Genomic DNA, 13,877 nt, shown 5'->3' with positions numbered 1-13,877 from the left:
GGTAGTATTCTCAAAAGCGGGATTCATGTTCTTTCATTGAAGTTTTTACCTATATTTGCGTGGTTTAATTCTTCTGAATTTCAGGATAAAACCGCTGACTCCATCGTCAAATATCAGAAATTAGTTAAATAAATAATTATGAAATATCAAGCGATATTTATCGTTTTGTTATCATCTGTACACCTCTTTTTTGCTCAGGTACTTGATAATAATTTTGGAACCAATGGAAAAATGGTTTATGACATCAATGCAAACTCAAATCTTGAGAAAATAGGGTCGATGATTGCTGTGAGCAACAGTAAAATACTGGTTGGAGGTACTGACAATACCAGCGCTTATCTTGTGAGACACAATTCTGACGGTTCTTTTGACACTTCTTTTCAGAGCAACGGAATCAAACAGCTTCCGTTTAAATCAATTGAAAAAATATTAAAGACAAGCAACAACGAGATAATCATTCTCGGAACTAAGCTTGCCACCGACGGCTATTTTAACATCATCGTCTGTAAAGTTGATGAAAATGGAAATTATGTTACAAATTTCGGTACAAACGGTATTCTGGAAATCAATTTTGGCGCTCAGTCAGATGACAATGTCTTTAACGGTGAACTGCAATCTGACGGAAAAATAATTGTGGTCGGTAACAAAAGAGGCACGAATGCACTTACAGAAGGTTACGTTTTACGTTTATTACAGAACGGTCAATTTGATACTACGTTTAATAATACCGGACTATTCACTATTGCACCTGTTAATCACCGCCATTATTTGAATGCCGTAAATATTGCTCCAAATGGAACAATCGTTTGTTCAGGCTATCTTTTGCTGACGACAGGCTCCAACCAAAGTAGAATGTTTATATTAAGATTGTTACCAAACGGAACTTTGGATACTTCATTTGCCACCGTAGGATACAGATATTTTAATGTTACGAATATAGGTAGCTCTCTGTCAAATTCCAATATTGTTTTAAGTGACGGAAGTATTTTATTGGGCGGAGAATCATTCTCATCAAGCAATAACAATGTTTTATCTAACTTTACAATAATAAAATTCAATGTGGATGGTTCTTTTGAAAATTCTTTCGGAACGAACGGTGTTGTACAGACACTTCTTCCAAGTATCGGAGGTCAGCTGAGAAATATGAAATTAGATTCTTCAAATAATATTATCGCAGTTGGTTCTACGTACTCGGCGACCAATGGTAATGAAAATTTTGCGATGATGAAATTTAATCTATCTGGGATTTTAGATACACAATTCGGAAATTCCGGTGTTGTAATTACAGATTTTTCAGGATTTCAGGATATTCCGTATTCATCATTGGTTTTTGATTCAAAAATAATTCTTGCAGGATTTGCTTCTTCTTCAGATTTTCCCGGCAACAGCAAATTTGCACTTGCACAATACACATACAATAACTTAGGAATTGTTGAGCCTAAAAAAGCAGATAACTTCAAGATTTTCCCGACAGTTTTTTCAGACAATATTAATATAAAATGTGAAAAAGAGACCAAAGTAAGCGTTGGTATTTTTGATTATTCGGGTAAACTTATTTATGAAAAAGAAAATTTCAGATGCTCTCAAACTCTGGAACAGCTGCAACTGCCGATCTCAAAGCAAGGAGTATATTGGTCACAAATCAATTCAGGAAATAAAATTTCTGTTCAGAAATTGATAAAGAAGTAATATTGGAGTTGCTAACTTTCTTAGGACATAATTTTTATACTCTTTAACTTTAAGAGTATGAAAAAGATCAGAAAAAAGTACCGAATTATTTATGCAATATTACAACGGGAAATTGATTTTAATATAAGCTTATTAGTAGTAGGAAAAATTTATTTACATCACGAATTTAATTGTACCAACGTTTCCAAATCAGCAATTAATTGTTTCGACATTTGTTCGCTATTGACTACAAACCATCCTTTTAAGGGTGGTTTGTATTTTTTGTTCCCTTTTGAAAAATAAAAAGGTAGATACTGAATTAGTCATAAAAAGAGATCAAGCACAAAAGTTTGATTAATCTAAAGAGGAGAAATGTTCTATCCTTTACCCTTCTATGCTTCTTTTGTCAAAAAAGGCTAAGATCTCTCTATAATGATTCATTATTGTTTTTCTTAAGATAGAAAATGATTTAAAATCGGCTTCTTCGACTTTTCTGAACCAATGTGCCAATTTAGTCATCTGTACAGATTTTATCAGGTGCTGATTGTATATCCTTCTAAGTCATCTGTTAACTTTTGTAAAGTAAATATCTACTTGTTGCTAAAAGTTGTTTCCAGCTGTTTCCATTCTCAAAACTCTGTATATCCTGGTTTCCTTCTGAGAGATCTCCAATAGCATTATTTTCCATTTCAATAGCTTCCCTATGGTGTTTGATCTCTAAGTTCCTGAAGAGCCTCCGCAGTTAATTTTTGTACATGAAACGATCTATTACCTGTAAAGCGTTAGGAAAGCTCCGTTTTGCAATAAGTTTCATTGATGCTATAGTATCAAGAGTAATTTCTTTTACCTTCAGCCGAAGCCTTCTGTCTATTTTTAAAAGATGTTCTACAACGGTATCACTCCTGGTACTTTTAATAATACCTACAATACTACCTTCTCTACCTTTTTTGCTCTTTTTGAAGTAAGAGCAGTATAAAACTCGCCATCTGATAAAAAGACTTCATCAATTGTTCTAAGATATTTTCAGGGAAAATAAGCCAACATTCAGCGTATGGTTTCTGTTGCCAAAACTGAGACTGATCCCATTTATGATACTAATATAAAATATTATTTTGATGAATTGATTATTAATTCACACTGTCTTATCTCTGTTAAAAATACGTGTTACTGCAACTACAGAATAGCGAGGTCAAAAAACTTTTATAGGGACCAAAAAACAATGAAATTTGCACTCTAAAGAATATAAATGATGATTGGAATCAAAAAAAATATACCAAGAAAACAGTATAGAAAAAATGTAAAAGAATGTAGTTGATTTAAAATAAACTACAAAAAAGCATTGCGAAAATATGTTTTCTAAGTTGTAACCATATTAATAATTCACTAATTGACAGCACGATAAAAGAGGACGAAAATCAATAATTACTCAAAAGAAATAGAATTCTATTTAACTACAATAAGTCTATCAGGAACAAACTTTCCCTCCAATCATCAATTTTATAAAAACTAATTTCCAATAATAATGAAAGTACCATTAAAAACAATATTTAGCTGGTTTGAAAAGGGTGATATACCCACAGAACATCAGTTTCAGCAGACCTTTTCTTCATTCCGTCATTTAGATGAAAAAATCGAGATGGATGAGGTAACAGGTTTAAATGAAACTTTTCAAAAAACGGTATCCAGCACAACTTTTACAAATCATCTGCAAGATGAAAGCGCACACAATTTAGTGCTCGCAAGACTTAATGCATCCAATCTTACTGCTAGAAATGTAGAAGAATGGAAAGAAAAATTAAAGATCAAACTAGCAGCCACTATAGACGATGGTGAAGAGACCGGAAATGTCTATACAAAGGAGCAAATAGAGGAAATTGTAAATATACTTCAGGCAAAAGATAATGAAATGCTTGAGCTGATAGCAAAAATCAACGAAATACTAACTTCGAATGATGATGATCTTGATAAGCTTCAGAAAATCGTAGACTACATCAAAGAAAACAGGGAGCAGATAGAATTGCTTAAAAGTTCAGGAGCAAATTCTTCCTTTGGAGGAATTTTAAGGCCTACTGATCATATTATTGTTAAACCTGGATCAGCAAAATGGTTTTGGGCAGGGAGTGGAGTCTACGAAAATGCTTCAGGAGTTAAGATTGAAAATTTCGGAATAATTTCTTTTGACGGTTTGATTTGGTCTGTTCTGGAGGTTAATATGCCTGGAGGTGGAACAGATGGTTTTATTGATTTAACACAAGAAGATTAAAATGAGATATACAGGAAGAATTTATTTTACAAATTATGAAAGATCAGATAAAGAAGTTGCAGATAACTTCATTTATCCCGTGATGTTCTTCATTAAAAATGAAGATGGAAAAATCATTAAACAGATTGCATATTCAGCTTTAGGAGAAAAGTCAGAAAGTGAATATGGAACTGGTGGGGGAAACGGAGGAGCCAATGGAATTGTTTTCCGCGCAAAATCTGAAATACCTGCATCATTCGTAAAATCATTTGGAAGCGAAGTTAAAATAGTTTTTTCGTGGTCATCCATCGACAGCGTTGATGGTAGTGAGACTGGCGGAGGAACTGCGAGTATTTTAAAGGGAAATACGATTCTATTTAATAAAAACATTAATCAGGGAGTCAATGAGATAGATATCACGTCATATATTTTGGCGGGAGACAATACAATAACACTTAGTATCACCGATAGTTATGGAAATAATAGGAAATTAAAATATGACATTCAAACAATAGCACTTGCTTTAAGTACTACCTACGACAAGACCACTATTAATTCGGGACCAATCATTTTTCGATATATTCCAACCGGGAATGTAGAGAAGACGATTCATTTCAAATTAAATGGATCAGATCTTCCACCAGTAGTTACTTCAATAAATAACAAAGAGCTTCTTTATGAAATTCCTGCACAGTCGCACGGAGTTCATATTTTAGAGGTGTATATGACCGCTGATTTGTCAGGAGAAATCATTGAAAGTAATCACTTATTTACAGATATCATCAGTGCTGTTGCTGGTAATTTAACACCTCTGGTTTCTTCAGCAAATAATGTTGTTGCTAATCAATATGCTCCAGCTTCGATTGAATATCTGGTGTATTCACCATCATCAAATTATAGTGATGTTGAGATTTTGGTCGACGGCTTGAAGGTTTCAGAATTGGTAGTAAATAGAAGTTTGCAGAAGTTCACTTATACATTTATGGACTCAGGTGCGCACACTGTAACTTTTAAATGTGGCAATGTCACGAAAAATACTTCAGTAGTTGTAACTGCATTTGATATTCAAGTTGAAGCCGAAACGTTAGGCCTGGAATTATTTTTAAGCAGTCGAAACAGAAGCAATTCAGAGATTAACAAAAACGAGTGGAAATACAAAAACCTGTCATGTACTCTTACTGATTTTGATTTCAGCACCAATGGATGGATTCAGGATTCAAAGGGTTCTGTGGCGCTTAAAGTGAGTGGAAATGCAAGGGTTGAGATTCCTTTCAAAATTTTTGAAAATGATTTTAAAACAGGTGGTAAAACATTAGAATTTGAGTTTTCAACTTCAGATATAAAAAACAGTGACAGTACTATTTTTTCTTGTAAAAATGGAAATGTTGGATTTGTTGCTACCTCAAATTCGTTTTTGTTCAGTTCTGAGCAGGACGGTACTTCCATATTTTTTAAAGAAGAGGAAAGGATCCGTGTAAGTGTAGTCGTTACAAAAGTTGCAGATCAAAGATTGGTATTTGTGTATATCAATGGAATTATATCTTCATTATATCAGTATAATTCATTAGACAGCTTTTTACAACAAGCTCCTCAAAACATTACCATTGGAAGCAGTGATTGTACTATTAATCTATATAATATCAGGGTTTATAATAATAATCTAAACGCCGATCAGATGTTGTCGAATTTTATTGCTGACATGGATAACCTGGTTGAAAAAGTCAACATTTATGAGAGAAATAAATTGTACGATGCATTTGGAAATTTGTCCTACGATAAATGTTTACAATCAATTCCATGCTTAACTATTGTTGGAGATCTGCCAACTTATAAAGGCGATAAAAAAACAATTGTTGGTGAGTATGAAAATGCTCAAGATCCTACAAAATCGTTTTCTTATGTAAATGCGAGTGTTGATGTTCAGGGTACATCATCACAATATTATCCCCGAAAAAACTTTAAAATAAAATTTAATGGAGGCTTTAAAAATGGAGAATTAGTTTCTTCCAAGTATAAGCTTCGTGATAATTCATTGGCGGAAAAGACATTTACTTTTAAAGCTGACTTCATGGAGTCTTCAGGTTCTCACAACATTGGTTTGGCGAGGCTTGCACAAGATTCTTTGAATCAATTGGGTTATTTAGTTCCACCACAATTAGTTAATCCTAATATCCGTACTACGATGGATGGGTTTCCAATGCTTATATTTCACAGAGCGACACCAGATTCGGAGCGTATTTTCTTAGGAAAATATAATTTTAATAATGATAAGTCTAATGAAGCAACAACGGGTTTTACAGGGGGTCAGGAATGCTGGGAATTTTTAAACAATACGTCTGATAATACATTATTTATTGCTACAGATTTTCAAAGTGTAGACGAAAATGGTAAGCATTTATGGAAAAATGATTTTGAGGGAAGATATCCGGAAGATAATGAAGATACTTCGAATCTTGAAGCTTTGCATACATGGATTGTGAGTTGCAAAAACAATCCTGCAAAATTCAAAACCGAGGCTCCAGATCATTTTAATATTCAGTTTTTACTGTTTTATTATGTATTTACTGAATTTTTTGCAATGGTTGATCAGCGCGCTAAAAATCAAATGTTTGCGATGTATCCGGATGCACAAGGAAACAACCGTTGGTATCTTATTTTTTATGATAATGATACGGTTTTAGGTCTTAACAACGAAGGCCACAATGTGTATGATTACTGGGTGGAAGCCCACGACCAAGTAGGAAGTGGTTTTGTCTGGAATGGCGCACTTTCAGAGCTTTGGAAATTGGTTGAAGTTGCTTTTGATACTGAGATTACCGCATTATACCAGCAAATGAGAACTTCTGGAATTCTGACTTATGATAAGTGCAACAGTTATTTTAACACATTAGAATCTGACAAATGGGCGGAAAGTATTTTTAATGAAGATGCGAAATATAAATATATAGATCCTTTGGTGATAGCCGGGAATGGAAGTTACTTATACACCGCACAAGGTTCAAGAAAATCACACAGGAATTATTGGTTATTAAATAGATTCAGATATATGGACGGAAAGTATGACACCTCTACTTTCTCTTCTGATTATATCACGATGAGACTTTATACACCTTCGGGCACGCCTGCAGTTCCTCCAAATGCTAATTTTTTATTAACGGCTCAGAAAGACGGATATACGAAAATTAAGTTTGGTTCTTATATCAATAGGGCAAGATTGCGAAAAAATGTTGCATCCTTAGTTCAAGCTCCGGCTATTACTTTTAACGATACAGAAACCATTATCTATGGTGCATCTGCAATTAAAGATCTTGGAGATTTGTCAGGAAAGTATCTTGGTACTTTAGATGTTTCAAAAGCGATGAATTTGTCGAGACTTCGAATTGGAAGTCAAATTTTAGGTTATTCAAATCAAAATTTGAGAAACTTGTTTATTGGTAATAATACAATTCTGGAAGAGTTGGATGTAACGAATTGTCCAAATCTAAAACAGTCATTAGATCTTACTGCTTGTACAAGTATTAAAAGAGTTTCTGCTGCAGGAACAGGAATATCGTCGGTATTATTGCCAAAAGGTGGTTTGCTTGCTTCCTTAATTTTGCCAAGCACAGCAAGTACTTTAATATTAGATAATCAAAAATTTATTACCTATTCTAACTTAACTTTTACAGCAAGTTCAATTAAAACACTTGTTATCAAAGACTGCCCTTTAATTAATGTTAATGACATTGTTTCAAATCTTAAAAATTTGAGCAGAGTGAGAGTTAATAATCTAAATGGAAGTAGTGCTTCGAGTGAGATGTTTTTCCCAATTATCAATGCTAAGGGGATTGATGATTCAGGTAACACAACGCCTCATTCTGTAGTTGAAGGAACTTGGAACTTTACTACCATATATCAAGAAGATAAAGATTTCATGGAAGCCAATTGGCCAGACTTTAAATTTACATTTTCAAATGTTGCCACTTTCATTCAAATTTCGAGTGCGACCAGGAAAGCTACATTATTAAATGTCTTTAATACCAACGGTGATGGAGAACTTAGTTTTGCGGAAGCAAGAGCTGTTATCAATATTCCTGCTGACACTTTCAACACATCTGTTAATACCTCGAGAAAGCTTTCTAACAGTTTTGATGAGTTTAGATTTTTCACGAATGTGGAGACAATTGGAGATAGAGCATTCAATTCAAATTCAAATGAAAATGAATTGGAAAGTATTATTTTTCCTCCCAATATAAAGAAGATAGGTTCTAATGCATTTTACTTTAAGTATAATGCTGTTGTAGTCGGAAATTTTGATAAGCTAGAGGAACTTGGCGAAATTCCATTTTATGGAAAATACTTCGATATTAATTTATTTAAGAATGTTAAGATTTATACAACAAATTCATTTCAGTTCATGTATCCGAGAGCGGGGAAATATAACCTTCCTTATATCACGAGAATTTTCAAAAATATGCTTACTAATAATGTAAATAATTATACTGTTGAAGAGCTTGTTTCCAATCTTGTTGATTTATCCGGGTGTACGAGCTTAGAAAGAATGGATTCGTATGGTTTGACTCTAAAGCCTCTTAGGGGAGAGAATGAAGTTACTATTATTCTTCCGGCTTCAATTAACTACATAGAAAATTACTGCATGCCTATGTACCCAGCTGCAGGCCAATTTGGCGTTACAAGAGTAATAATTAAAGTATTGGCAACAACGCCTCCTATTTTGGTGGGAACTAATTTTGTTGCTGACGGGATAATAATAGATACAGTAGAAATTCATGTACCCGCAGCAAGCGTTTCTGCTTATAAAACGGCAACCAATTGGAGCTATTTTGCCGCAAAAATTTATCCGATAACATAATAATAAAATATGACACAGACAGACAATATAATTAAAGCAGATCCTGGGAAATGCTTTAAAAGAAAAATAGATGGAGTTGTTTTTGGCGATGAAATCTATTTGGGAACAACTTATTATCTTGATGGAATAAGACTTCAAGAACCCATTCAGGAAACTCCTGATGATTTTGAAGAAATTGATATCGAGGTTCAAACAGAAGAAATTAATTAAAAGATGACAAATTTAATTAATTATTTCCCAAACTGAGATTTATAACTAGTCCTGACAATATAATAAAGATTTTAGGACAAAATAAATAATTATAAAATTTACATGTTTAAAAATCTCAAAATACTACTATTTTAAATACATGTTTTCATCCGTGAAAAAAGCCTTCCCACAAGAAGGCTTTCACATCCCTTGCTCCCCCTTCCACACATTTTTAAAAGAAAACTCAAACTTCCCTATTACTTTATCAAACCTCAAATACCACTGATAATTAAGATCAACAGGGAAAATAAAAAATTGCTTGGAAAAAATAAGAAAATCCCGCAAAAGTGGGATTTTCTTATATCAATTCAACTTCAAAAACTTTCTGAAGAAAGAAATGAATTTTACAAATATGAAAAGTTAATTTTATATCACTATTTCATATCAGGTGGAATATCTAATCTTTCAACGTACTGGTTGAAAGGAATATCTAAATGATCTATTTTATTGGCTTTATTAATATTTTCCAATAATAATTTATTCATCAAAGCCAAAAACAAAGAATATTCTAAATTACTTTGAGCATAATTTTCTTGGATAAAAACTTCATTTCTCCTTCTATCATCTTCCAAAACAATTACATTATTCAATTTAACATCTGGAGATACTTTGTTATTTTTCCTATCTTCTAAAGAAATTTTGTAAAGCAGCTGACCCAACATTTTACTTGTTTGGTTATCTATTTTAAATTCATAGCTTCCTTTTAAATCATAGGGATAATAAATATTTGACTTAATCATTCCCGATTGACTTATCTGAACATCATATTCAAACAGATGACTATTGCTGAAATTTGTTTCTCCGAGAACATTCGAAACATATATATTATTATAATTCTTTTGTTCTAAAACAAATTTGTATGGTCTGAATTCTTTTAATTTATCTGCAAATATTATATTACTTTTATTTCCGTCAGTTTTGTATATAAATTCCATATTTGAGGGTGTACTATATGTTATAGTTGAAGGAGTTTCCAGGAGAAATGAATACTGATTTTCATTCTTAAAATAATACTTCCATATTCCCTTTTTTCTCCTTGCACTGTACTAAAGCACTAACTAAAGCTAAATTAATACCTAAAGCCATCAATGCTTTTATCAATGGAATCTTTTGTAACATTTTGTTTTACAGATTTATAATATTGTTGTAAAATTGGCGATATATACTGAGTTCCTGCACTATGATTTTGTTTTTCCTGATAAGAAACAGGGTTTGGATAGATTTTGATATCGTATATGAAGAGCAGCGGCCTACAAATATTTCAGATAGTTCAATTTTGTATTTAACCCGCATTTTGCCAAAATACTGTTATCTGCAGAATCATTTATTAATTAATTTTCAAATTTTATTGGTTCGCTCCATAGGATTTCATATTTATTGTTCTCGACTTTTTCCCAGTAAGATCCAAAAGAATAATATTTATTGGGAAAAATAATTTTTCTGAATCCAATTTTGAAATATTTCCTTTTTGAATTAGGACTTCTTGTCACCAGTAATTTATATTTTTCAGAAGTATTTTTTTCAAACTTTATATATACAGGAAAGTTAGAATCACATCTAAAAGTTTCAAACGAAAAATCATTGTTGTCAAGTATGAAGTTGCTATTGTATGAGCAACTCATAATTCCATATAATTTATTATTGTTTTTATTTTTTATAAATTGAATTTCGACTTCTTGACCCCTTTTTTCAGGGTGGTATTCTTTTAAGTATTGATTATTATTTCGATTTAAATTTATATTCACAGTTTTAATATCCATTTCTAATTCTGGTTTTTCTTTGCAAGAAAATATTAAAAATAACATTGATAAAAATAGTGATAACCTCATTTGGAATAAGAATTTTGTGATATTGCGGTGGAACTAATTTACGATAAAATCAATGGAATAAATCTTTTTGAGAATAAATCTCATTATAAATAGAAGAAATGGCTATGACTATTATTTCATTCTTTTTTGAGGGCTAATCTATAATGTTTTAATCTACTTTCTCTAATTCAAGAACGGTTTTGGTTTGGTCAATATTGGTGTATTCAAGTTTTACAAAACCATATTTGGGATTGAAATAAGAAATAAGTTCAGTTTTACCAACTCTGCTATTTGCTATTGCATGAACAATATAGCATTCTAAATTCCCCAACTTCGTTACTATATTTTTTTTGTCCTTTATTTCATAAGTGTATCGATTTTCAATACTTCCTTTCCATTCAAGCCATCTCTTTTCTGACCAATGATCTCCAATTTCCAGACTCCAGTTCCATTTTGTTCCTATCTGATAAGGTGCTTTGATGTAAGGAAAAGGATTAATTTCTAAAATTTTAAAAAAATCATTTCTTGGCGGATGTATCCAGACGTTCATTTCGTTCTCAATTGCACCGGTTTCTTCTGTGCTCAGAAATTCGCTATTAGCCATAACATACTCGTACCCTATCGCTGTTTGATTATAATCAGGATTAATTCTTTCAAACGGATTTCCTGGCCGAGGTCTTAGAATTAAATGATTTATGGTTTCCATATCTTGTTTACTGATCTCCACAAATTCCCAATCAGCAATACTATAACCTTCCGGCTGTAGAATTTCCTTTCCTTTTTTTATCAGAAATTTCTCTCCTTTTATATTTTGATAGAAATAGGAGTAAATAAATTTCTTCCCTATTGTGTATATGATATTATTGCTGTTATAAACTTCATTGTACGTTCTGATGCCGTCAGGTTTTTCAACCGTTATACCATCATCAATAATATATTTTTCAGAATCCGTTTGTGAAAAACAAGAAATACTCAATAAAATGAATGGTATTATTTTAATAAGGTTCATTTATAAATATTTAGGCTGGTGATTGTTTCAAATATACTCTTTTTTGAACTCAAATCATCACCATTTAATTTGATAATGCTCTGTGATTTACCTAACTAAAAATCCTGTTTCATTATTCATAAAACAGGATAAAAACACAAATGATGAAAAAAAATGTCTCTTGATTGAGACGTTCTAAAATTAATTATTTTTACAATAATGACAAAAAATAGCTAAGAAAAAATCAATACTTCTCTACTATTCCCAGACAATTCAAGCCAAATATTCCCCTCCACCGCCATCTTCATCTGATCTGATCCTATCCCTCTTAACTTCACTGTTAATTCAATATTTAACATCATGGAAGATAATATTACCAAAATTTTCTCTATGTTGAAAAAGATGTAATCCATATAAAAACAATCATTTAAGGGAATCCAAACAGTCTATTCTGTTAATATATACGCAGATGATATAAAACTCAGCTATATTCCCTTTAAATAGCCAAAATTTGATTAAATTTACATCACCAATGCATAGAATTCATGCATTATAAAAACATCCAGAAAACTTCTATGAACAAGAAAAGTGCAACGATATACGACATTTCCAATAAGCTCAACGTAAGTGTTGCCACTGTTTCGAGAGCATTGAATGACCACCCAAGAATAAGCGTAGCAACCAAAGAGCTGGTCCGCAAAACGGCCAAGGAAATGAACTATAAGCAAAATAACCTTGCTAAAGCCTTAAAAAGTGGTGAAACCAAAAATGTAGGAATTATTGTTCCCTATATCAATACCAATTTTTTTTCCTCAGTAATACGGGGAATTGAGGAGGAACTCTCTCCACTTGGTTATCATGTCATTATCTGCCAGAGTCACGAAGATGTCAATATTGAAAAAAGACAGCTTAACACGTTGCTGAATGCTCAGGTAGATGGTATTTTCATGTCTGTATCCAAAACAACAACAGATATTAATCACATCAGAAACATTCTGGATACGTCCAATACTCCGATTATCTTTTTTGACAGAAAAAAGGATATCGCTGGCATCAGCACCGTAACGATTGATGATTATCGGGGCGGATATATGGCTACAGAACACCTCATCAAAGAGGGTTACAAGAATATCTGCCATTTTGCCGGAGATCTTAATCTTGAAATTTATCAGAACCGTCTTAATGGCTATAAACAAGCCCTAATTGATCATAATCTACCTGTAAAAGAGGATAATATCATTCTTACAGGCAGTTCTATTGATGAAGGAACGGAAGCTATCAAAAAGCTTTGGGGTAAAAAATCTGTTCCTGATGCTATATTTTCTTCCAGTGACTTTGCTGCTTTAGGTGCCTGTCAGGAATTAAAAAAGAGAAAAATAAAAATTCCTCAGGAAGTTGCTATTATTGGTTTTTCCAATGAACCATTTACCCAGTTTATGGAGCTTCCTATCAGTTCAGTGGATCAGACTCCAGTGTTGATGGGGAAAATGGCAGGACAGGTATTTTTAGAAAACGTAAAAGAAAACGGATCTGGCGTTTCTATTGAGAAAAAAGTTGTACTTACCCCGCAGCTTCATATCAGAAAGTCTTCAAAAAAGAAGTAATTTTTCTATACTTAAAAAATATCGATGCTATTGGATAGTCAATCACTTTATATTTTTCTTGGTGGCTTTGGTCAAATTATTTTATGGTTATCTTATAAAATATTGAAAAACAGAATAACTTACCTGATTGTATTGTTCTTCACCATTTTGATCGCATTATTTGGTTATTTAAATATCAATAGAGAAACGCTAAAAATGCCAAATGGCAATGCTGCTACGTTTGCATTTTTGCCTTTATTATATATGGTATATTACTGGATTCTAAGAAATTTATTTCTTATTATTTTCGGAAATGAACCTTTACTGACAGGCTATATGCAATCAAGCTGGGAGCAAGGTGAATACAGAAAATTACATATGGGCGATGCTGTTTTCACTATATTAACTCTTATATTACCTTTTTTAACAACTCTACTCTTCTAGCGAATTACCAATAAATAAAAGAAAATGCCTTCTACACTACGCA

At 32.4% G+C, this 13,877-nt stretch carries 11 protein-coding genes; 6 read left to right on the top strand and 5 right to left on the bottom strand.

Going from position 1 to position 13,877, the window contains the following annotated elements:
* Positions 1–138 precede the first annotated feature (138 nt).
* Positions 139–1,689, top strand: a complete 1,551-nt coding sequence (locus GFU89_RS02875) for a T9SS type A sorting domain-containing protein (RefSeq protein WP_318845702.1) — start codon at positions 139–141, stop codon at positions 1,687–1,689.
* A 363-nt stretch (positions 1,690–2,052) separates the two neighbouring features.
* On the opposite strand, the gene GFU89_RS23325 is transcribed toward GFU89_RS02875, so the two are convergent.
* Entirely contained in the window at positions 2,053–2,220 is a 168-nt protein-coding gene (locus GFU89_RS23325; protein ID WP_413228578.1) for a transposase, read from the bottom strand.
* 190 nt (positions 2,221–2,410) lie between these two features.
* Positions 2,411–2,596: a transposase gene (locus tag GFU89_RS23320; RefSeq protein WP_413228577.1), complete on the bottom strand. Its 186-nt coding sequence runs from the start codon at positions 2,594–2,596 to the stop codon at positions 2,411–2,413.
* Between the two features lie 594 nt (positions 2,597–3,190).
* Here GFU89_RS23320 and GFU89_RS02870 point away from each other — a divergent pair.
* The 3 genes from GFU89_RS02870 to GFU89_RS02860 are packed head-to-tail and all read left to right on the top strand — an operon-like array spanning position 3,191 to position 8,972.
* Entirely contained in the window at positions 3,191–3,931 is a 741-nt protein-coding gene (locus GFU89_RS02870) for a hypothetical protein (protein ID WP_318845701.1), read from the top strand.
* A 1-nt stretch (position 3,932) separates the two neighbouring features.
* Entirely contained in the window at positions 3,933–8,762 is a 4,830-nt protein-coding gene (locus GFU89_RS02865; protein WP_318845700.1) for a CotH kinase family protein, read from the top strand.
* A gap of 9 nt (positions 8,763–8,771) precedes the next feature.
* Complete coding sequence (locus GFU89_RS02860; protein WP_318845699.1) at positions 8,772–8,972, top strand: hypothetical protein; 201 nt, start codon at positions 8,772–8,774, stop codon at positions 8,970–8,972.
* 413 nt (positions 8,973–9,385) lie between these two features.
* Here the strand turns inward: GFU89_RS02860 and GFU89_RS02855 are convergent, their stop codons facing one another.
* The 3 genes from GFU89_RS02855 to GFU89_RS02845 form a co-directional block, all read right to left on the bottom strand.
* Entirely contained in the window at positions 9,386–9,946 is a 561-nt protein-coding gene (locus GFU89_RS02855) for a hypothetical protein (RefSeq protein ID WP_318845698.1), read from the bottom strand.
* 396 nt (positions 9,947–10,342) lie between these two features.
* Positions 10,343–10,840: a hypothetical protein gene (locus tag GFU89_RS02850; protein ID WP_318845697.1), complete on the bottom strand. Its 498-nt coding sequence runs from the start codon at positions 10,838–10,840 to the stop codon at positions 10,343–10,345.
* A gap of 148 nt (positions 10,841–10,988) precedes the next feature.
* On the bottom strand, positions 10,989–11,828 hold the full coding sequence (locus GFU89_RS02845; RefSeq protein WP_318845696.1) for a hypothetical protein: 840 nt from the start codon (positions 11,826–11,828) through the stop codon (positions 10,989–10,991).
* 554 nt (positions 11,829–12,382) lie between these two features.
* On the opposite strand from GFU89_RS02845, the gene GFU89_RS02840 reads away from it, so the two are divergent.
* Positions 12,383–13,411, top strand: a complete 1,029-nt coding sequence (locus tag GFU89_RS02840) for a LacI family DNA-binding transcriptional regulator (RefSeq protein ID WP_318845695.1) — start codon at positions 12,383–12,385, stop codon at positions 13,409–13,411.
* 30 nt (positions 13,412–13,441) lie between these two features.
* Positions 13,442–13,834 carry a hypothetical protein gene (locus GFU89_RS02835; protein WP_318845694.1) on the top strand — a complete coding sequence of 131 codons (393 nt, stop codon included), beginning with the start codon at positions 13,442–13,444 and terminating at the stop codon, positions 13,832–13,834.
* Positions 13,835–13,877: the final 43 nt, after the last annotated feature.

The organism is Chryseobacterium sp. JV558, from assembly GCF_033712365.1.
In the GTDB taxonomy this organism is placed as follows: Bacteria; Bacteroidota; Bacteroidia; order Flavobacteriales; family Weeksellaceae; genus Chryseobacterium.
Note: the sequence above shows the minus strand (reverse complement) of the source record. Positions and strands in the feature narration are given on the sequence as shown.

Coding starts and splice junctions, on each gene's coding strand:
- GFU89_RS02875 (WP_318845702.1), top strand. CDS start 139: ATGAAATATCAAGCGATATTTATCGTTTTGTTATCATCTGTACACCTC.
- GFU89_RS02840 (WP_318845695.1), top strand. CDS start 12,383: ATGAACAAGAAAAGTGCAACGATATACGACATTTCCAATAAGCTCAAC.
- GFU89_RS02850 (WP_318845697.1), bottom strand. CDS start 10,840: ATGAGGTTATCACTATTTTTATCAATGTTATTTTTAATATTTTCTTGC.
- GFU89_RS02845 (WP_318845696.1), bottom strand. CDS start 11,828: ATGAACCTTATTAAAATAATACCATTCATTTTATTGAGTATTTCTTGT.
- GFU89_RS02870 (WP_318845701.1), top strand. CDS start 3,191: ATGAAAGTACCATTAAAAACAATATTTAGCTGGTTTGAAAAGGGTGAT.
- GFU89_RS02855 (WP_318845698.1), bottom strand. CDS start 9,946: ATGGAATTTATATACAAAACTGACGGAAATAAAAGTAATATAATATTT.
- GFU89_RS02865 (WP_318845700.1), top strand. CDS start 3,933: ATGAGATATACAGGAAGAATTTATTTTACAAATTATGAAAGATCAGAT.
- GFU89_RS02860 (WP_318845699.1), top strand. CDS start 8,772: ATGACACAGACAGACAATATAATTAAAGCAGATCCTGGGAAATGCTTT.